This is a genomic window from Micromonospora sp. NPDC049240, assembly GCF_040647835.1.
Classification (GTDB): Bacteria; Actinomycetota; Actinomycetes; order Mycobacteriales; family Micromonosporaceae; genus Micromonospora.
Window position 1 is genome coordinate 224336 of sequence record NZ_JBEZCX010000004.1, and the last position, 18876, is coordinate 243211.

The 18876-nt window shown below is 73.9% G+C and carries 17 protein-coding genes, 1 tRNA gene and 1 pseudogene; 7 read left to right on the top strand and 12 right to left on the bottom strand.

All coding sequences use genetic code 11. The features are described from left to right. Positions 1-70: 70 nt before the first annotated feature. Positions 71-154 (bottom strand) — tRNA-Tyr (locus AB0B02_RS08230). A gap of 146 nt (positions 155-300) precedes the next feature. Between AB0B02_RS08230 and AB0B02_RS08235 the strand changes: the two genes are divergently transcribed. From AB0B02_RS08235 to AB0B02_RS08245, 3 genes and pseudogenes are all read left to right on the top strand, one after another. Beyond that, the gene (locus AB0B02_RS08235) at positions 301-795 is read left to right on the top strand and encodes a YajQ family cyclic di-GMP-binding protein (protein ID WP_281938146.1); all 495 of its coding nucleotides are present in this window, start codon (positions 301-303) and stop codon (positions 793-795) included. Positions 796-844: 49 nt separating this feature from the next. After that, complete coding sequence (locus AB0B02_RS08240; RefSeq protein WP_357298113.1) at positions 845-1231, top strand: hypothetical protein; 387 nt, start codon at positions 845-847, stop codon at positions 1229-1231. 33 nt (positions 1232-1264) lie between these two features. Next, positions 1265-2398, top strand: a pseudogene (locus tag AB0B02_RS08245) (MFS transporter); the annotation flags it as partial. Positions 2399-2585: 187 nt separating this feature from the next. On the opposite strand, the gene AB0B02_RS08250 reads toward AB0B02_RS08245, so the two are convergent. Then, entirely contained in the window at positions 2586-3845 is a 1260-nt protein-coding gene (locus tag AB0B02_RS08250) for an MFS transporter (RefSeq protein WP_357298116.1), read from the bottom strand. A 192-nt stretch (positions 3846-4037) separates the two neighbouring features. Here AB0B02_RS08250 and AB0B02_RS08255 point away from each other — a divergent pair, with 192 nt between their 5' ends. Both AB0B02_RS08255 and AB0B02_RS08260 read left to right on the top strand, forming a co-directional pair. Beyond that, positions 4038-5672 (top strand): hypothetical protein, encoded by a 1635-nt coding sequence (locus AB0B02_RS08255; protein ID WP_357298119.1) that lies wholly within the window; start codon positions 4038-4040, stop codon positions 5670-5672. Between the two features lie 199 nt (positions 5673-5871). Then, positions 5872-7050: an MFS transporter gene (locus AB0B02_RS08260; RefSeq protein WP_357298122.1), complete on the top strand. Its 1179-nt coding sequence runs from the start codon at positions 5872-5874 to the stop codon at positions 7048-7050. A gap of 85 nt (positions 7051-7135) precedes the next feature. Here AB0B02_RS08260 and htpX read toward each other — a convergent pair whose 3' ends face one another. From htpX to AB0B02_RS08295, 7 genes are all read right to left on the bottom strand, one after another. Continuing rightward, positions 7136-8014 carry a zinc metalloprotease HtpX gene (gene htpX / locus AB0B02_RS08265; protein ID WP_281938157.1) on the bottom strand — a complete coding sequence of 293 codons (879 nt, stop codon included), beginning with the start codon at positions 8012-8014 and terminating at the stop codon, positions 7136-7138. 149 nt (positions 8015-8163) lie between these two features. Continuing rightward, entirely contained in the window at positions 8164-9630 is a 1467-nt protein-coding gene (locus tag AB0B02_RS08270; protein ID WP_281938159.1) for a proton-conducting transporter membrane subunit, read from the bottom strand. Further along, positions 9627-11132, bottom strand: a complete 1506-nt coding sequence (locus tag AB0B02_RS08275; protein WP_281938161.1) for an NADH-quinone oxidoreductase subunit M — start codon at positions 11130-11132, stop codon at positions 9627-9629. The genes AB0B02_RS08270 and AB0B02_RS08275 overlap by 4 nt, the downstream gene beginning before the upstream one ends. Then, complete coding sequence (locus tag AB0B02_RS08280) at positions 11129-13054, bottom strand: NADH-quinone oxidoreductase subunit L (protein ID WP_357298127.1); 1926 nt, start codon at positions 13052-13054, stop codon at positions 11129-11131. The genes AB0B02_RS08275 and AB0B02_RS08280 overlap by 4 nt, the downstream gene beginning before the upstream one ends. Then, a complete protein-coding gene (gene nuoK / locus AB0B02_RS08285) occupies positions 13051-13380 on the bottom strand; it encodes an NADH-quinone oxidoreductase subunit NuoK (protein ID WP_357298130.1) in 330 nt (109 codons plus the stop codon). The genes AB0B02_RS08280 and nuoK overlap by 4 nt, the downstream gene beginning before the upstream one ends. Then, entirely contained in the window at positions 13377-14027 is a 651-nt protein-coding gene (locus tag AB0B02_RS08290; RefSeq protein ID WP_357298134.1) for an NADH-quinone oxidoreductase subunit J, read from the bottom strand. Before AB0B02_RS08290 ends, nuoK begins: the two co-directional genes overlap by 4 nt. Next, the gene (locus AB0B02_RS08295; RefSeq protein WP_107157406.1) at positions 14024-14614 is read right to left on the bottom strand and encodes an NADH-quinone oxidoreductase subunit I; all 591 of its coding nucleotides are present in this window, start codon (positions 14612-14614) and stop codon (positions 14024-14026) included. Before AB0B02_RS08295 ends, AB0B02_RS08290 begins: the two co-directional genes overlap by 4 nt. A gap of 104 nt (positions 14615-14718) precedes the next feature. Here AB0B02_RS08295 and AB0B02_RS08300 point away from each other — a divergent pair, with 104 nt between their 5' ends. Then, positions 14719-15291, top strand: a complete 573-nt coding sequence (locus AB0B02_RS08300; RefSeq protein ID WP_357298140.1) for a Uma2 family endonuclease — start codon at positions 14719-14721, stop codon at positions 15289-15291. On the opposite strand, the gene AB0B02_RS08305 is transcribed toward AB0B02_RS08300, so the two are convergent. Then, positions 15272-15694 (bottom strand): ester cyclase, encoded by a 423-nt coding sequence (locus AB0B02_RS08305; RefSeq protein WP_357298143.1) that lies wholly within the window; start codon positions 15692-15694, stop codon positions 15272-15274. The genes AB0B02_RS08300 and AB0B02_RS08305 overlap by 20 nt on opposite strands. A gap of 187 nt (positions 15695-15881) precedes the next feature. Here AB0B02_RS08305 and AB0B02_RS08310 point away from each other — a divergent pair, with 187 nt between their 5' ends. Next, positions 15882-16934 carry a glutathione S-transferase C-terminal domain-containing protein gene (locus tag AB0B02_RS08310; RefSeq protein WP_281938172.1) on the top strand — a complete coding sequence of 351 codons (1053 nt, stop codon included), beginning with the start codon at positions 15882-15884 and terminating at the stop codon, positions 16932-16934. 58 nt (positions 16935-16992) lie between these two features. On the opposite strand, the gene nuoH is transcribed toward AB0B02_RS08310, so the two are convergent. Next, positions 16993-17955: an NADH-quinone oxidoreductase subunit NuoH gene (nuoH, locus tag AB0B02_RS08315; protein ID WP_343445002.1), complete on the bottom strand. Its 963-nt coding sequence runs from the start codon at positions 17953-17955 to the stop codon at positions 16993-16995. Beyond that, on the bottom strand, positions 17955-18797 hold the full coding sequence (locus AB0B02_RS08320; RefSeq protein ID WP_281938175.1) for an NADH-quinone oxidoreductase subunit C: 843 nt from the start codon (positions 18795-18797) through the stop codon (positions 17955-17957). The genes nuoH and AB0B02_RS08320 overlap by 1 nt, the downstream gene beginning before the upstream one ends. Positions 18798-18876: the final 79 nt, after the last annotated feature.

Below are 18876 nucleotides of genomic sequence, written 5' to 3' on the forward strand. Positions count from 1 at the left end.
CGGACTCGGCTAGATCAACGACAACGGCCCCCGATCAGCATTCCTGCTGGTCAGGGGCCGCATCTGCACCTGGTGGCGGGTAGAGGATTCGAACCTCTGAAGCTTTCGCGACGGATTTACAGTCCGCTCCCATTGGCCGCTCGGGCAACCCGCCAGGGCACCCACCGCGTCGTGACGCGGCAGCGGAAGCAAGGATAGCGGTTGTCCCCGGCCCCTGCGCAACGGGGTACCGTCAGGGGGTCCCACGCTGGTCAGTGCGGGACGGATCAGGACACACCGCCGGACAGCAGGAGCATGATCATGGCAGCGAGCCCGTCGTTCGACATCGTGAGCAAGGTTGACCGCCAGGAGGTCGACAACGCGCTCCGCCAGGCGGAGAAGGAGCTCGCGACGCGGTTCGACTTCCGTGGGACCGGCGCCGAGATCTCCTGGTCGGGCGAGGAGGCGATCAGCCTCCAGGCGGAGACCGAGGAGCGGGTGCGCGCCGCGCTTGACGTCTTCAAGGAGAAGCTGATCAAGCGGAACATCTCCATGAAGTCGCTGGACGCGGGCGACCCCCGGTCGTCCGGCAAGATCTTCAAGATCGACGCCAAGGTGATCCAGGGCATCGACACGGAGAAGGCCAAGGCGATCAGCAAGAAGATCCGCGACGAGGGCCCGAAGGGCGTGCAGGCGCAGATCCAGGGTGACCAGCTCCGCGTCACCGGAAAGAAGAAGGACGACCTTCAGGCCGTCATCTCGCTGCTCAAGGGCGAGGACTTCGGGGTGGCGCTCCAGTTCACCAACTACCGGTAGGCGCGGTAACCGCCGCGACCTTCGTCCGCCGCGCCGCTACGCTGCCGGCATGTGCCGGTACGCCATGACCTTCTACCGGGTCCACTACGTGTGCGTGCCGTGCCGTCGCAGCCACAAGTACGCCTGGGACGACGCGACGCACCGCTGCACGTCGTGCCGGCGGCCGATGGTGTTCGCCGGGCACGACTTCGCGGCGCCCCGCCGCCGGAACGACTCCGGCTGGGCGGCGGTCGCGGCGGTGCTCGGGGCGGGCCTGCGGTACGAGGGGTTCGAGGTGTGCGGCTGCGGGCGGGAGCCGAAGTTCCGGCCCCGCACGAGTGCCCAGGTACGGGCGCGGCGGCGGGTCGGCCACCGGCTCGGAGTGTCGGAGGCCGCCGCGCTGGCCGCCCGTGACCCGTATGACGCCAGTTCTTCTGCCCTGAGGCAACTTCGTTGAGGTGAGGGCCCGCCGTGCGGTCGGGTGGGAGCCATGCCGCTCCTCCCCTACCGCCCGGTCCTCGCCCAACCCGTGCTGCGCCGGCTGCTTCCCGGGCTCGCGGTCTCCGCGCTCGGTGACGGGCTGGCCCTGGTCGCGGTCACGTGGCTGGCGCTGCAACTCGCACCGGCCGGGCAGCGCGGCATCTGGACGGCGTTCGCGGTGGCGGCGTACACGTTGCCGGGCGCGGCCGGTGCGGTGCTGTTGGGGCGCGTGCTGGGCGGGCGGAGCGGGGCGCAGCTCGCCGGCTGGGACGCGACGCTGCGGGCGCTGGCGTTGGGGGCGATCCCGGTCGCGCACCTCGCCGGGGTGCTGGACGTCGGGCTGTACGTGGCGCTGCTCGCCGCCTCCTCGCTGCTGCACCCGTGGGGGTCGGCCGGCCGGTTCACGCTGGTGGCCGAGCTGCTGTCGGAGCGGGACCACCTGGCCGGCAACGCGTTGCTCGGGCTGTTCGGGCAGGCGGCCACCGTGGTCGGGCCGCCGCTGGCCGGGTTGCTCATCGCCGGGACGGGCGCGGTGTGGGTGATCGCGATCGACGCGGCCAGTTTCGCGGTACTGGCGGTCAGCTACCGGCTCGTGGTCCCGGCCGTACGCCGTCGCGCGGGTCGGGCGGCGGGCGCCGGCCCGTCGCGTACCTCCGGGTTCCGGGTCATCGGCCGGGACCGGTCGCTGCTCGGCCTGCTGGCGTTGAGCTGCGGGTTCTTCTTCCTGTTCGGGCCGTTCTACGTGGCGATGCCGCTGCACGTGACCGAGGACCTGCACGCGTCCGCCGCGACGCTGGGCGGCTACTACACCGCGTTCGGCGTCGGGTCGCTGGCCGGTGGGCTGCTCACCGGTCATCTGCGGGACCGGCCGCTGCGGCCCACGCTGCTCGGCATCGTGGTGGCGTTCGGGGCGGCGCTGCTGCCGCTGGGTCTGGGCGCGCCGGTCGTGGTGTCGTTGCCGGCGTTCGCGGTGGCCGGTCTGGTCTGGGCGCCCTACCTGCCGACCGCGACCGCGTTGTTCCAGCGGCGGGCCGGCGTGGCGGAGTTGCCCCGGGTGTTGGCCGCCAACGGCGCGGTGACGGTGCTGGCGGTGCCGCTGGGCACGATGCTGGGCGGCCCGGCGACCGTCGCGCTGGGCGCACGGCCCACGCTGCTGGTGTGCGCGGTCGGGACCGTCGCGCTGGGTCTGCTGGCGGCCGGGGCGGGCGCGCTCCGCCGGCCCGGGAATTGTCGCGTTGACCATGAAGTTGGCGGTGACAAATCGGGCGCAGGTTGCCGCCAACTTCATGATCAACGCGAGGGAGCGGCGCGAGGGAGCGGGCAGGAGGGGCTCAGGCGGCGAGCGACTGCTCGGCGCGGACCGCGGACGCCTCGGCGCGGGCGATCGGGCCGGTGGGCAGTGCGGCGACCACGGCCCCGACGGCGACGGCCGCGCCGGCGAAGAGAAACGCCCACGGCACGCCGCCGGCGTGGTCGACGATCAGGCCGGCGACCGCGCCGCCGGCCGCGCTCGCCGCGACCGACATGGTCACCACCCAGGTGTACGCCTCGTTGAGCATGCCGGCCGGGGCGATCCGCCCGACGAGCGTGTTCTCCAGCGTGAGCGCGGGCGCGATGGCGGCGCCGCCGAGCACCAGCGCGACGCCGAGCGCGGCCGGGCCGGGCATCACCGCGAAGACGGCGAAGCTGGCCGCCACCGCGCCGAGCAGCCAGGCGAACTGGCGGGTCATGTTGGCGGCCGGCTTGCGTACCCCGAAGGTGAAGCCACCGGCGGCGCTGCCGATGCCCCAGACGGCGAGCAGCACGCCGGCCAGGCTCTCCGGGTCGGCGGCGCCGCTGTTGCCGGCGAAGGCGGGGACGATCACGCCGGACGCGCCGAACGCGATGCCGAGGCTGGCCACGCAGAGCAGCAGCGCGGGGAAGCCACCGACTCGCAGCGGGCCGAGCCCCCGGGCGTGGTGTTCGCGCGGGTGCGGGCGCCAGGCGCGCATCACCCGGCCGAGCGCGACCGATCCGGTGCCGACCAGGGTGACCACGGCGGCGCCGAGCAGGGCGGTGGACGCGTCGGCGAACAGCACGAAGCCGGCCACCAGCAGCGGACCGAGCACGAAGACGACCTCGAACAGGGAGGTCTCGGCCGCGAGCGCGGTGTTGCGCAGGTGCCCGCGCCCGCTGGCCGGCGTGGTCAGGTCGTTCCAGGCGCCCCGGATGGCGGCGGTCAGCGGCGGGTACGTGCCACCGGCGACGCCCGCCGCGAGGTAGATCAGGGCGAGGTTGCCGGCGTCGGAGCGGCTGGCGCCGAGCAGCCCGAGCAGCGCCAGCGGGTGGGCCAGCGCGGTGGCCAGCAACACCGGGGTGGGACCGACCCGGTCGGCGATCCGGCCGGCGATCGGGCTGAGCGCGGCGCCGGAGAGCGCGTAGATGCCACCGGCGACGGCGGCGAGCGAGTAGCGGCCGGTGACCTGCTCGACCACCAGCAGCAGCGCCAGCGGGGTCATGCCGATCCCGAGCCGCCCGATGATGCCGAGGATCAACAGCATCGGCGCGCCGGGGATCCGCCAGACACCCAGGTACTGGCGCAGCGCGGCCACTGTCGACCTCCAGGGATGTAACGAGTCAGAAGCCTTTCGACCCTAACGCCGACCGGGGGCGATGGAAACGGTCGGCTGCCTCACAGTGGCCCGGCCCACCCGGATCGCGCCAGCGATTTCCGGCATTCCGTCCCGCCGCGGCCACCAGGCGTCGGAGAGTCGGGAGGGATACCGGGGTCGAGGAGGAGCGCGGTGAGCCACCCGAGGGGCAGGTTGCTCGGGCTCGTCGCGCTCGCCGCGGCCGTCCCGGTGCTCCAGAACGTGCTGTTCCTGGCGCTTGACTTCCGCAGCGCGGAGGGCCTCTCGCCGCAGGGCTCGGCGGTCTGGCCGTACGACTCGTACACCGACATGCGGTGGCTGCTGGTCTACCACGACTCCTGGCAGGCGTACGTGCTCGGGCTGGTGGTCGTCATCGGGCTGCGAGGGCTGTTCTGCGCGGCCCTGGTGAGCCTCGCCTGGCCGGTCGAGGCGCCCCGGCCGGCCAGCCGGCGGATCCTGCTGCGCAACCTGGGGATCGCGGCGTTGACCGCGGTGATCGTCACCCCGTTCGCCGCGCTCGCCGTCGCCGCGGGCGTGGTGTCGCTGTCCTGGTTCGTGTTCGCCGCGGTGGGGCCGATGCTGCTGCTCGCGCCGTTCCTGCAACGGGCCGCGGTCAACTCCCACGGATGGCGCGGCCTGCCGTCGGCGGCGCTGGTCGGCTGGTCGCTGCTCGACTTCGTGGTGATCACCGTCGCCGGCGCGGTGGTCTGGCGGGTGCCCGGCTGGTGGACGCTGCTGGTGGCGGCACTCGCCGGGGCCGCCAACGGCCTGCTGTGGAACCGGTCGGTACGCGCGGCGCTGCTGCCGTCCCGGGTCCACTGGCCCCGGGTGCCGGTGACCCCGTTCGTCGTGGTGCTCGCACTGGCCATCCCGCTGGCGGCGCAGGTGGTGACGTCGAGTCCGTCGTACCAGGTGGGCGCGTTCCGGCCGCTGCTGCTCGACCGACGGCTGCCCGCCTCGGTCCGGTACGCGGTGATCGTGATCGGCCCGCACAACTCGCGGTACGACGGGCGGCCCGCCGTCGACCCGATGGCGGAGACGTTCTCCTACACCGGTCCGGACGCCGCCGGTCGTCCGAAGCCCTACCAGTCCCGGGACACGCACCGCTCGCTCGACTCCAGTTCGGTCCTGCTCGCCCGGCAGGTGGACGCGCTGCACGCCCGGACCGGCCGGCCGGTGGCGCTGCTCGGCGAGAGCGAAGGGGCGATGGTCGGGCGGACCTACCTGCGCGACCGGCCGAGTTCCCCGGTGAAGGCGCTGCTGATGTTCAGCCCACTGGTCCGCGCCGCCCGCGACTACTACCCCCCGGAGGACGCGGCGGCGGGCTGGGGCATCACCCCCGGCTGGCAGCTACGCGGGATCTTCGCGCTGGCGGCCCGCCTCAGCGGGGGCGGCGACAGTCCGGACGAGCCGTTCATCCGCTCGCTGCTGGACCATGCGCCGTTCTACCGGTTCCAGACCATGTGCCCGGTCCCCGGGGTCCGGATGATCGCCTTCCTGCCCACGGTCAGCGCGACGGAACTCCCGCCCGGCCAGTTCACCCAGATCCCGGTCTACGAGGTGCCCGCCCTGCACGGGGGACTGCTCGGGGAGAAGGCGATCACCGACCGGGCGATCGCGTTCCTCTCCGGCGAGGACATCCGGTCGCAGCGGCGCGAGTACGGCACGTTCCAACTGCTCGGTGCGGCCTGGCAGGCCCCCACGCTGGCCATCACGATCAACCATGTCTGGCGGGGACACGTGCCGCCGGGACCGCCGTTCTCCCAGGCACGGCTCTGCGGGCAGTAGCGCTGACCCCGGCCGGTTCCCGCCGCCGCACATCTCACCGGAGGACAGGGGCTGCCGTACCGATCGGTACGGGGTAGGTTCCTCATCGAATTGAGTCCATGCCAACGGCGGCAGGGTCGGCCGCCGGCGTCTACGGAGGTCGGATGAGCGGCACGGCGGGTGCGCCGTCGCGGGTCGAGACAGCGGACCCGTCAGCCCGATGACCGACCCCGCGACGCCCGGCTACCGGGCGCTCTTCCGGCATCCGGTGGCGTCCCGGCTGCTGATCGCCCGGGGCATCTCCGAGCTGGGTGACTTCGTCGGGCTCGCCGCGCTGCTGCTGCTCGCCTACGACCAGACCGACTCGGTGCTCGGGCCGGCCGCCGTCTACGCCGCCCGGACACTGCCCGCGCTGCTGGTCGCGACCGTGTTCAGTGGCTGGCTGGACGTGCCGGCCCGACGCACCATGCTGGTCGGGCTGTCGCTGGCCGGCGCGGCGCTCATCGCCGTACCGGTGGTGGTGCCCGAGCCGCTGCCGGCGATCGTGGCCGCCGGGCTGCTCGGCGCGGTCCGGGCCGGGTATTCGAGCGTGCACGTGGCGGTCACCGCCGAGGCGGTGGCGGCGCCGCTGCGGTTGCCGCTGTTCGGGCTCTCCGCGTTCGCGAACCAGAGCGGCCAGGTGGTCGGCCTGGTCGCCGGCGCGAGCATGACGGTGGCGCTCGGCCCCCGGACGGCCCTGGTGATCGACCTGGTGTCGTTCCTGCTCGCGGCCGTGGTGCTCGCCGGCCTGCCGGTCGGCCGGCAGGAGAGCCGGGGTCCCCGGCCACCCGCCACCGCCGGCCTGCGGATCATCGCCGGCCATCCGGTCCTGCGCGGCGTCGCGCTGCTCACCGTGACCACCGCGCTGTCCGGGGCGCTGCCGGAGACGCTCGCCCCGGACCTGACCGGCGGAGCCTGGCGACCGGTGCTGCTGGCCGCCTCGTCGTTCGGTGGGGCCGTGTTCGTGCTGGTGGTCGGGCGTCGGAGCTGGCTGGCCCGGATCGCCGGCCAGGTCCTGGCCACCCGCGCGCTCGGCACCGCGTTCCTGTTGGCCGGCCTGCTGGTGGTGATCGGCGCCCCGCTCTGGGCGCTGGCGGTGGCGAACGCGCTGATCGGCGCCGGTGGCGGCTGGCTGATCGGCGCGCAGGCGACGTTCGCGCGGTTGGCGCCCCGGGAGCGGATGGGGCAGGTGGAGGCGACCATGGTGGCCGGCAACATCATGCTCTCCGGCGTCGGGATCTTCCTGCTCGGCGGCACCGCCGCGCTGTTCGGTCCGGCCGCGGCCTATCTGGCGTCGGGGCTGCTGCTGCTCGTCGTGGGGCTGTTCACCCGGCTGGACCGGATTCCCGAACCGGCCTGAGACCGGCTCCCCTCGGGAGGCGGCCGGAACGCGACCCCGCCCGCGTCCGGGGCCGGACGCGGGCGGAGGGTGACGGACGGACGGGTCAGCGCTGGAACTGCACCGGCCCGGAGTTGCGGGCCATCTGCTCCAGCCGGGCCACCCGCTGCTCCATCGGGGGATGGGTGGCGAACATCGCGGCGATGCCACCGCCCCGCTTGAACGGGTTGTCGATCATCAGGTGCGCGGTGCTGGCGAGCTGGCCCTGCGGCGCGAGCGGGCGGGCCTGCGTACCCATGTGGATCTTCTTCAGCGCGCTGGCCAGGGCCAGCGGGTCGCGACTCAGCTCGGCGCCGGACTGGTCGGCCTGGTACTCCCGGCTGCGGCTGATCGCCAACTGGATCACGGTGGCCGCGATCGGGCCGAGAATCAGGGTGAGCAGCAGCACCGCCGGGTTCGGGCCGTCCTCGTCGTCCGAGGAGCCCAACGGGATGAACCAGGCGATGTTAGCCAGCATGGTGATGATGCCGGCCAGACCGGCCGCCACGCTGGAGATCAGGATGTCCCGGTTGTAGACGTGGGACAACTCGTGCCCGATCACGCCGCGCAGCTCCCGGTAGTCCAGGATCTCCACGATGCCCTGCGTGACGCAGACCGCCGCGTGCTCCGGGTTACGCCCGGTGGCAAACGCGTTCGGCTGCGACGTCGGGCTCACGTAGAGCCGGGGCATCGGCTTGCCGGCCTGCGTGGACAACTCCCGCACCATGCGGTAGAGCTCGGGGAACTGGGCCTCGCTGACCGGCTGCGCCTTCATCGAACGCAGGGCCAGCTTGTCGGAGTAGAAGTAGGTCACGCCGTTCATCACCAACGAGACGAGCACGGCGATGACGAGACCGCCGCTACCGCCGAACCAGTAGCCGACCGCGAGGATCAGCGAGGTCAACAGGCCGAGCAGCGCTGCGGTCTTGAGACGGTTGTGATGCACGATCGCTCCTTCGGTGCCGCGGGGCCACACGGGAACCCGCTGACCGGTTCAACACACCGGTACCCGTCAACCATCCGGCTCATGGCTGAAAGTTGACTGGGGATTCCTGTGCACCCGCTGAACCGACCGCCCACCCGGGCAGGAACCGGTCAGCGGGCCGCCACGTCCAGCACGAGCTGCGGTGCGACCCCGATCACCACGGCCGCCACGGTGGCCACCCCGAGCGCGACCGCCACCGCGCGAGCCGGTCGGGCCGGGGCGACGCCGCTCGGCACCGCGTAGAGCGACGCCGTCACGCGCAGGTAGTAGGCCAGGCCCAGCACCGCGTTCAACGCCACCACCAGGGCCAGCCAGCCGGCGTGCCCGGCCAGCAGCGACCGCACCACCGTCACCTTGGCGAACAGCCCGGCCAGGCCCGGCGGCAGCCCGGCCAGCCCGATCAGCGCCAACGCGAACGCGCCACCCACCCACGGGTGCCGTCGCGCCGCGCCGCGCAGGTCGGCGAGCGTGCCGCCGTCACCGTCCGCCGGCCGCAACGCCACCACCGCGGCGAACGCGGCCAACTCCAGCAGCACGAAGAACACGGCGTACGCGACCGCTGCCGCGTACGCCCCGGCGCGGGCGTCCGGGGTGCGCCCGGCGGCCAGCGCCAACGCGCCCAGCGGGGCCAGAACGTAGCCCGCCTGGGCCACCGACGACCAGGCCAACAACCGCACGGTACGCCGCTGACGCAGCGCCACCAGGTTGCCCACGGTCATCGTCAGCACCGCCAGCAACGCCAGCACCGGACCGGTCACCCCACCCGGCAGCGCCCGCTGCACCACCGCCAGCAACGCCACCACACCGCCCAGCTTCGACGCGGTCGACAGGTACGCGGCCACCGGCAGCGGCGCTCCGTCGTAGGTGGCCGGCGCCCAGGCGTGGAACGGCACCGCGGCGATCTTGAACGCCAGCCCGGCCACCACCAGCGCCACCGCGACAGTGGTCAGCGGCAGGTCGGTCAGGTCGTCCCGGGCGGCCAGGGTGGCGCCGAGCCGGTCCAGGTGCAGGCTGCCGGTGACCGCGTAGAGCAACGCCGCGCCGAGCAGCGTCACCGTGGTGGCGACCACGCTGACCACGAAGAACGTCACCGCCGCCTCGGCCCCGGCCAGGCTCGCCCGGCGCAGCCCGACCAGCACGTACAACGGCAGCGTCAACGTCTCCAACGCCACGATCAGCGTGATCAGGTCACCGGCCGCGCCGAGCACCACGCCGCCGGTCATCGCGCAGGCGAGCAGGAAGCAGTATTCCCCGGCCGGCGTGCGCCCGGCGCGCAGCAGCGGACCGGAGATCGCCAGCACGCCGAGCGTGAGCAACGCGATCACCACCGCCGCCAACGCCGCCCGACCGTTCCACACCCAGGAGCAGTCCGCGTCGACGCAGAACGTGCGCCGGGTGCCGGCCGCGCCCACCAGCGCCGCACCGGCCGCGGTGCCGGCCGCGCCGAGCGCCGCCACCGCCACCGTCACCGCCCGACGGGCCACCAGCAGGTCCACCAGGAGCACCAGGATCGCGGTGCCGGCGGCCAGGTAGCCCGGCAGCAACGCCACGTTGTCGACGCTCTGCACCAGACTCATGGCACGACCCCCAGCAGCGCCTCCACCGGGCCGGAAGCGTAGGACAGGACCAACGCCGGGGCCAGGCCGACCGCCAGCGCCAGCAGCACCAGCGGCGCCCACGCGGTCAGCTCCGCGCCGGCCAGCCCCGGCCCGAGCGGGGCCACCGCCGGGGAGGGCCGGCCGTGGGTGACCCGACGCAACAACCGCAACAGGTACGCGGCGGCCAGCGCGCCGCCCAACGCGGCCAGCACCGCCAGCGTCAGCCACAGCGGGCCGCCCCGCCGCACGGCCGCCACCACCGCGAACGCCTCACCCCAGAAGCCGGCCAGACCGGGCAGCCCCAGCGAGGCCACCGCCGCGAAGCCCAGCAGCCCGGCCAGCCGGGGCGCGGTCTCCCGCAACCCGGACAGCTCGGCCAACGAACCGGTGTGCGTCCGGTCCTTGACGGCCCCGGCCAGGAAGAACAGCAGCCCCGTGAGCACCCCGTGGGCGATGTTGCCGATCAGCGCCGCCTGGAGGCCGGTGGCGGTGAGCGTGGCCACCCCCAGCAGCACGAAACCCATGTGCCCCACGCTCGAATACGCGATCAGCCGCTTCAGCTCGTCCTGCGCCAGGCAGACCAGGCCACCGATCAGAATGGCCGCGACGGCGAGCGCGCCGAGCACCGGCGACGCCCAGCGGGCCCCCTCCGGGGCCACCCCCACCGCCACCCGGATCAACCCGTACGTGCCCATCTTCAGCAGCACCCCGGCCAGGATCACGCTGCCCACGGTCGGCGCCTGGGTGTGCGCGTCGGGCAGCCACGAGTGCAGCGGCCACAGCGGGCTCTTCACCGCGAACGCCAACGCCAGCAGCGTGAACGCGGCAAGCTGGGTGCTCCGCGACAGGCCGGCGCCGCCGGTCAACGTGACCAGGTCGGCGGTGCCCGCGGCGGCCACCACGACGTAGACGCCGACCAGCAGCAGCACCGAGCCGAACAGCGTGTAGAGCGCGAACTTGCGGGCCGCCCGCCGCCGGTCGTCCCCACCCCAGCCGGCGATGATCGCGTACATCGGCAGCAGGACGACCTCGAAGAAGAGGAAGAACAGCACCAGGTCCAGCGCCAGGAACGTGCCGAGGATGCCCACCTCGACCACCAGCAGCAACGCCACCAGCGCCCGCCCGCTGCCACCACCGGCCGGCACCCGCCACCACGTGTAGCCGCAGCACAGCAACGTGAGCAGCGCGGTCAGCACCACCAGCGGCCAGGAGATGCCGTCCACGCCCAGGTGGAAGCGCAGGTCGAGGCCCGGCACCCAGGGCACGTCGAGCCGGTGCCACGGCTGCACCGCCGGGCGCGGACCGTACCCGAACCAGCCGTGCTCGCCGCCGACCAGCGGCAGCGTCGCCAGCAGCGTCAACGCGGCGGCGACGGTGCCGACCAGCCGGCCGGCCCGGTCACCCGGCACGGCGGCGGTCGCCACCGCGCCCAGCGCCGGGACCGCCAGCACGGCCACCAGCAGGACCTGCCCGAACGTCATGAGGTGACTCCGATCAGGGCGACCGCCAGGCCGATCAGCAACGCGCCGGCCAGCACGCCGGCCGCCGCGCGGGGCAGCGCCGCCCGGTGCAGCGCGGCCAGCCCGCCGCCCGCCTCCACCGCCGCCCGGCCGGCGCCCTCGACCAGGCCGTCCACGCCCAGCTCGTCGCCGGCCCGCACGGCCCGCGCCAACGCGCCGGTCGGGCGTACGACCAGGGCGTGCTGGACGTCGTCGAGCCGGAACGCCCGGGCGAACACCGGCCGCAGCGGACCCAGGAAGCGGGCCGGGTCGGCGGCCGGGTCCCGACGCCAGCCGGCCCAGGCCACGCCCGCGCCGGCCACCAGCAGCAGGAACGGCAGGATCAGGTTCGGCGCCAGGTGCACCAGCTCGACCGCCTCGCCGGAGGCGTCACCCGGCACCCGCAGACGGTCGGCGAACCAGGGCGCGAACGCGGCCAGCCCGAGCAGCGCCGCCGGCACCGCCAGCAGCAGCACCGGCCAGCGCAGCGACGCCGGCGGATCGTGCGGTCGGAGCAGCGGCGTACGGGTCGCGCCGAAGAACACGCGCAGCAGCAGGCGGGTCGCGTACCAGGCGGTGACCGCCACCCCCAGCAGCCCGGCCAGCCAGACCAGCCAGCCCACCCACGGCGCGGTCGGGCCGGCGTCGTCGAGCGCGGCGGCCTCGGCGGCGGCCAGCACGCCGTCCTTGCTCCAGAAACCGGACAGCGGCGGCACCCCGGCCAGCGCGCCGAGCCCCACCAGCATGCACCAGAACGTGACCGGCATGGCGGCGCGCAGGCCACCCATCCGGGACATCAGCGTGGTGCCCACCGCGTGGATCACCGCACCGGCGGCGAGGAACAGCAGCGCCTTGAACGCGGCATGGGTGAGCAGGTGGAACAGCGCGGCGGCCGGCGCGCCGACCGCGAGCGCGCCGGTCATGTACCCGATCTGGGAGACCGTCGACCAGGCCAGCACCCGCTTGAGGTCGTCCTGGGCGGTGGCCGCGAACGCGCCCAGCAGCATGGTGACCGCCGCCATCACGCCCAGCACGGCGAGCGCGGCCGGGGCCCGCTCGAACAGCGGGAACAGCCGGGCCACCGCGTAGACCCCGGCGGCGACCATGGTCGCGGCGTGGATCAGCGCGGAGACCGGCGTCGGGCCGGCCATCGCGTCCGGCAGCCAGGTGTGCAGCGGGAACTGGGCGCTCTTGCCGGCCACGCCGGCCAGCAGCAGCAGACAGGCGGCGGTCAGCGTGCCGGTGCCGTAGTCGTGCGCCAGCACGTCGGCGATCCGGAAACTGCCCGCGCCCACGCCGAGCAGCGCGATGCCGAGCAGGAAGCCCACATCACCCACGCGGGTGACCAGGAACGCCTTCACCGCCGCGCCGGGCGCCTCCGGCAGCCGCCGGTCGTGGGCGATGAGCAGGTACGAGCAGATGCCCATCACCTCCCAACCGACCAGCAGCATGATCAGGTCGCCGGAGACCACCACGGTCAGCATGGCGGCGGTGAAGAGGCTGAGCTGCGCCGCGTACGGCGGGTAGCGGTGGTCCACGTCCACGTCGTCGTGCGGCCCGCGACGCAGGTAACCGGTCGAGTAGACCTGCACGGCCAGCGCCACCACGGTGACCGCGGTGGCGACCAGCACGGCCACGCCGTCCAGCCGCAGGCCCAGCGTGACCCTCAGCCCGCCCACCTCGACCCAGGTGGTGGCCGCCTCCACCGGCCCGTCCACACGGACCAGCAACGCCAGCGCGGCCAACGACGCCACCGCCGCGCCGGTCACCCCCAGCCCGACCGCCAGCTTCCGGGCCGGCGCCCGGTCCCCGTGCGACGCGGGCGGCAACAGCAGCCCGAGCAGGCCGGCGACCAGCGGCGCGGCCGGCAGCACCGCCGCCGGCCAGACCGTCGACGCGCTCATCGGGCCGCGCCTTCCGAGGACCGCTCGGCCAGCGGAACGTCGTCGACAGTGACGCTGGCCCGCAGCCGGTAGAGCTGGAGCACGATGGCCAGCCCCACGCCGATCTCGGCGGCGGCCAGCACGATCACGAACAGCGCGAACACCTGCCCGGAGTGCGGCAACGCGGCCCGGACCGTGGTGTCCGCGGTGACCAGCACCAGGTTGACCGCGTTCAGCATCAACTCCACCGCCATCAGCACCAGCACCGCGTTGCGGCGACGCAGCACGCCGTACACGCCGAGGCCGAACAGCAGCGCGGCGGTGACGTACGGGATGACCGGCCTCACCGGCGTCCGCCCTCGTCGGCGGCTGCGGCGGCCGGTTCCAGGCCGACGGCCGGCCCGGACTCGCCGGCCGGCCCGGAACTGCCGGCCGGCCCGGTGCCCACGGTCGGACCGGTGCCCACGGTCAGGTCGGCGGCGTCGACGGGCCTGGTCGGGCGGCCGATGTCCGGGCGGGAGAGCACGATCGCGCCGACCAGCGCGGCCAGCAGCAGCACCGAGAGCACCTCGAACGGCAGCACCCAGGACCGGAACACCTGCTCGCCGAGGCGCTCGGCGGTCCCCGCCGCCGGCAACTCCACCCGCGACCACCGGAACGCGTCGACAAGCAGCACGGCCAGGCCGAGGCCGCTGCCGGCGCCGACCAGCGCAGCCGGCCAGCCGGGGCGGTCCAGGTCGTCCGAGGGGCCGATCGGGGCGCGGGTCAGCATCACCGCGAACAACAGCAGCACCACCACCGCGCCCACGTAGATCAGCACCTGCACCCAGGCCACCAGCTCGGCGGTGAGCACCAGGTAGTCGCCGGCCAGCGCGCCCAGGCACACCACCAGCCACAGCCCGGCCCGGACCAGGTGGCGGGTGCCCACCACCAGCGCGCCCGCGCCCACCGCCACCGCGCCGAGCGCGAGCAGCAGCACGTCCGCACCGGTCATGAGGCCGCGCCTCCGCCCGGGGAGTCGGCGTCGTCGGAGCGTACCCGGGTCGGGGCCGGACGGGCGGCGGGCGCGGCGGCCTTGCGGGCGGCGGTGGTCTCCTCCTTCGAGGGGTCGCCGAGCGGGTCGTGGGCCGGCGGCGGCGGTACGGTGCCCATCCACTCGCCCAGGTGGTCCTTGTCGTGCAGCAGGTCCTTGATGTCGTACTCGGCGTACTCGAACTCGGGCGACCAGTAGAGCGCGTCGAACGGGCAGACCTCGATGCAGATGCCGCAGTACATGCAGAGCGAGAAGTCGATGTCGAACTTGTCGAGCACGTTGCGCTGCCGGGGGCGGGCGGCGCCGGGCACCGCCACCTCCTCCTTGTGCGAGTCGATGTAGATGCACCAGTCCGGGCACTCCCGGGCGCACAGCATGCAGACCGTGCAGTTCTCCTCCAGCAGCGCGATCACGCCACGGGAGCGGGGCGGCAGCTCGGGCGCCACGTCCGGGTACTGCTGGGTGGTCGACCGGCGGGTCATCGTCTTCAACGTGACCGCCAGGCCCTTCACCAGCCCGCCGCCGGGCACTCCACCGTGCTCGCTCATGCCGCCCATCCTGCCCTGTGCCCCCGGCGCGCGCGACCACCACCCGACTCTTGGCGGCGCTATCGTGAGCGCGGGGAGAACGACACACCGGGAAGGGCCGGTCGATGACCGCCGACCTGGAGAGTCTGCGCCCGCCGGTGGGCGGCTGGACGACCGATCACCTGGACCTGCTGCCGGAGGACGGTCGCCGTCGCGAACTGGTCGACGGCGCGATGCTCCTGTCCCTGCGCGGCCGGACGCACCAGAGCATCGCTGCCCTGCTCATGGTGGCCCTCGACGAGGACTGCCCCGCCGGGTACGACGTGACCCAGGCGGTGGGGGTGCGGCTCGACCGGGACCGCTTCTTCATCCCGGACGTGCTGGTCACCACCGCGGCAGCCGCCGCCCGCGAGCCGTCCCGGTACGAGCCGCACGAGGTGGTGCTCGCCGTGGAGATCGTCTCGCCCAGCACCCGGTCCATCGACCGTGTTCTCAAGCCGGCGCTCTACGCGCAGGCCGGCATCCCGTTCCACTGGCGGATCGAGATCGAGGACGAGGGTCTCGTCGTCCACACCTACAAGATCGATCCGGTGCACGAGGTCTACACGGAGACCGGTCGGTGGACCACGTTCGTCGACACCGGCGAGCCGTTCCCGGTGAACCTGCCGATCAGCCGGATCACGCCCCGCCGGGTGTGAGCGGCGGCAACATCTCCACACCGAGCTGCTGGAGCACCTGGAACAGCTCGTTGACGCTCCACACGTCCACGATCCGCCCGGCGTCGTCGAAGCGCAGGAACGACGCCCCGGAGTAGCTGACCACCCGCCCGGTCGGCGGCACCGGGCCGAACTGCCCGGCCTGGGTGCCGGCCGCCCGCCAGTGCACCGCGACCCGCCCGTCGCCCGGCACCAGCTCGACGATCTTGTAGCGCAGGTCCGGGAAGGACGCCCGCCGGTCCCGGTGCCCGGCCAGCACCGCGTCCGGCCCGGCGCCGCCCAGCCCGGGGCACTCCGGGGCCACCAGCTCGTACGCGCTCTCCTCGCGGCCGGCGTTCCACACGTCGGCGATGAAACGTCGGGCCGCCGCCTCCAGATCGGTCACGGCCGGCAGCCTATGCCGGCTCGACGGCACCCGGCCCGCCGGGACGGACCGGCGCGACGGTCTCCACCGCTCGGACGGTCGTGGCGGCCGTCTCCGCCGCTCGAACGGTCGTGGCGGCCGTCTCCGCCGCTCGAACTGCCGGGACCGGTCCGAGCGACCATGATGGGAGGCGACGACAACCTGGGAGGTGGGCGTGGGCGGCAGCGACGACGAGATCCTCGACCGGACCGGCGGCAAGTACGTGGAACCGGGCGGCGAGTTCACCCGCGACCAGCGGTACATCGCGACCCGGATCACCGCCGACGGACGGGACGGCTGGCCGGTGGAACCGGGCCGCTACCGGCTGGCGGTCAGCCGGGCCTGCCCGTGGGCGAACCGGCTGATCATCGTGCGCCGGCTGCTCGGGCTGGAGGACGCCATCTCGCAGGCCGTGGCCGGTCCCACGCACGACAAGCGGAGCTGGACGTTCGACCTCGACCCCGGCGGCAAGGACCCGGTGCTCGGCATCGAGCGGCTCGCCGACGCCTACTTCGCCCGCTTCCCCGGGTACGAGCGGGGCATCACCGTGCCGGCGCTTGTCGACGTGCCCACCGGCCAGGTGGTGACCAACGACTACGCGCAGATGAGCCTGGACCTGTCCACCGAGTGGACCGCGTACCACCGGCCGGGCGCGCCGGAGCTGTACCCGGAGCCGCTGCGCGCCGAGATCGACGAGGTCAACAAGGTCGTCTTCGCCGACGTCAACAACGGTGTCTACCGGTGCGGCTTCGCCGGCAGCCAGGAGGCGTACGACAAGGCGTACCACCGGCTCTTCGACCGGCTGGACTGGCTGAGCGAGCGGCTGACCGGCCAGCGTTACCTGGTCGGCGACACGATCACCGAGGCGGACGTGCGGCTGTTCACCACGCTGGCCCGCTTCGACCCGGTCTACCACGGGCACTTCAAGTGCAACCGGCAGAAGCTGAGCGAGATGCCGGTGCTCTGGGCGTACGCCCGGGACCTGTTCCAGACGCCGGGCTTCGGCGACACGATCGACTTCGACCACATCAAGCGGCACTACTACGAGGTCCACCGGGACATCAACCCGACCGGCATCGTGCCGCTCGGCCCGGACCTGTCGAACTGGCTGACCCCGCACGGCCGCGAGGATCTGGGCGGTCGCCCCTTCGGCGACGGCACCCCACCCCCGCCTCCGCCCCCCGCCGAGCGCGTGGACCCCGCCCACACTCCCCTGCGCTGAGCTGTGGCGTTAAGCGGGGCCCCCTCCTGTGCGGAATGCGTTAAGAGGGGGCCCCGCCTTACAGCGCCAGGCGGACGGCGACGGTGAGGACGAGCTGGGCCAACGCGAGGGGGACCAGGACCAGCCAGCAGAGGCGTTGGAGCTGATCCTCGCGGAGCCGGGGGTAGCTCACCCGCAGCCAGATGATCACGAACGCCACGGCGAACACCTTGAGCAGCGTCCACAGCCAACCGAGCTGCGCGTCGGCGAACGGGCCCTGCCAGCCGCCGAGGAAGAGCACCGTGGTCAGCGCCGCGATCACCACGATGCCGACGTACTCGGCGAGCAGGAAGAACGCGAAACGCAGGCCGGTGTACTCGGTCATGTAGCCGAAGACCAGCTCGGAGTCGGCCACCGGCATGTCGAACGGCGGGCGGCGGATCTCGGCCAGCCCGGCCACGAAGAAGATCACCATGGCCGGCGCCTGCCAGAGCAGCCACCACGGCCGCCACGCCTCGACGATGCCGCTCAGGCTCAGCGTGCCGGCCGCCATCGCCACCGAGGCGGCGGCCAACACCAGCGGCAGCTCGTAGCCGAGCAACTGGGCCGCGCCGCGCAGCCCGCCGAGCAGGCTGTACTTGTTGGCCGACGCCCAGGCCGACATGAGCACCGCCAGCACTCCGATGCCCACCACGGCGAGCACGAAGAACAGGCCGATGTCCAGCGGCTGGGCGACCAGGCCCGCGGGGCCGAGCGGGATGACCAGCAGCACCAGCAGGTACGGCACCAGCGCCACCGCCGGCGCCAGCCGGAACACCGGCCGGTCCGCCTCGCGCGGGGTGACGTCCTCCTTCTGCACGAACTTGATGCCGTCCGCGACGAGCTGCGCCCAGCCGTGGAAGCCGCCCGCGTACATCGGGCCGAGCCGGCCCTGCATGTGCGCCATCACCTTGTGCTCGGCCTGGCCGACGATCAGCGGCAGGGTGAGGAACGCGACCAGCACTCCGGCCACCCGCAGGACCAGCTCCAACCAGTCCGGCATCAGTCCTCCCCCGCCTCGACGCCGGAGCCCGCGTCGGGCCGGGCCGGGCCGGCGGGCCGGTCGTCCGCCGGTTCCTGCCGCGGCGGACCGGTCGGTCGCTCCCCCGGCAGCGGGCGCCCGAGCGGGCCGGGTTCCGCCGGCGGCGGGGCGGGTTCCCGCCGGGCCGGGCGTTCACCCGGGGCCGGGCGCGCGGGGCGCTCGCGGGCCGGGCGGGCCGGCGTACCGCCGCGTGGGCCCTCGCCGACGCCGGCCGCGCCGGCCGGCGTGGGCGTCGTCCCCCACTCCCCCGGCGCGGGCACGCCCGGCGGCCGGACCGGCCGGCGACCGCCGCCCGCCTCCGACTCGCCCGGCTCCTTCGCGCCCGGCCACGGCTTCGCCACGCGGGAGGCCAGCACGAACTCCTTGCGCAGTGGGTGCCCCTCGAACTCCGGGGGCAGCAGCAGTGGCCGCAGCTCGCCGTGCCCGGCGAAGTCGATGCCGAACATCTCGTGGGTCTCCCGCTCGTGCCACGCCGCGCCGGGGAAGACGTCGACCACCGAGGCCACGACCGGCGTGTCCCGGGGGACCCGGGTGCGCAGCAGCAGCCCGTGCCGGTGCCGCACCGACCAGAGGTGCGCCACCACGTCGAAGCCGTCGGCCAGCTCATCCACCGCCGACAGCCAGTCGAGGAAGTCGCAGCCCAGCTCGGCGTCGTCGCGCGCCGCGCGCACCGCGTCCGCCCAGCTCGCCGGCGGTACGTCGACGGTGGCCCGGGCGTACCCCTGACCGCCGGAGACCGACGCGGCGGCCTCGACGGGCGCGAGCAGCGCGACCACGCGGCGGCCGACCTCTTCCGGAGTCATGCGCTGATCCTATGGCCGGCAGCTCCCGGCCGGGTCGGGCCGTCCGGGCCCGGTTCGCCGCTTTGCCGGGCGGGCGGTT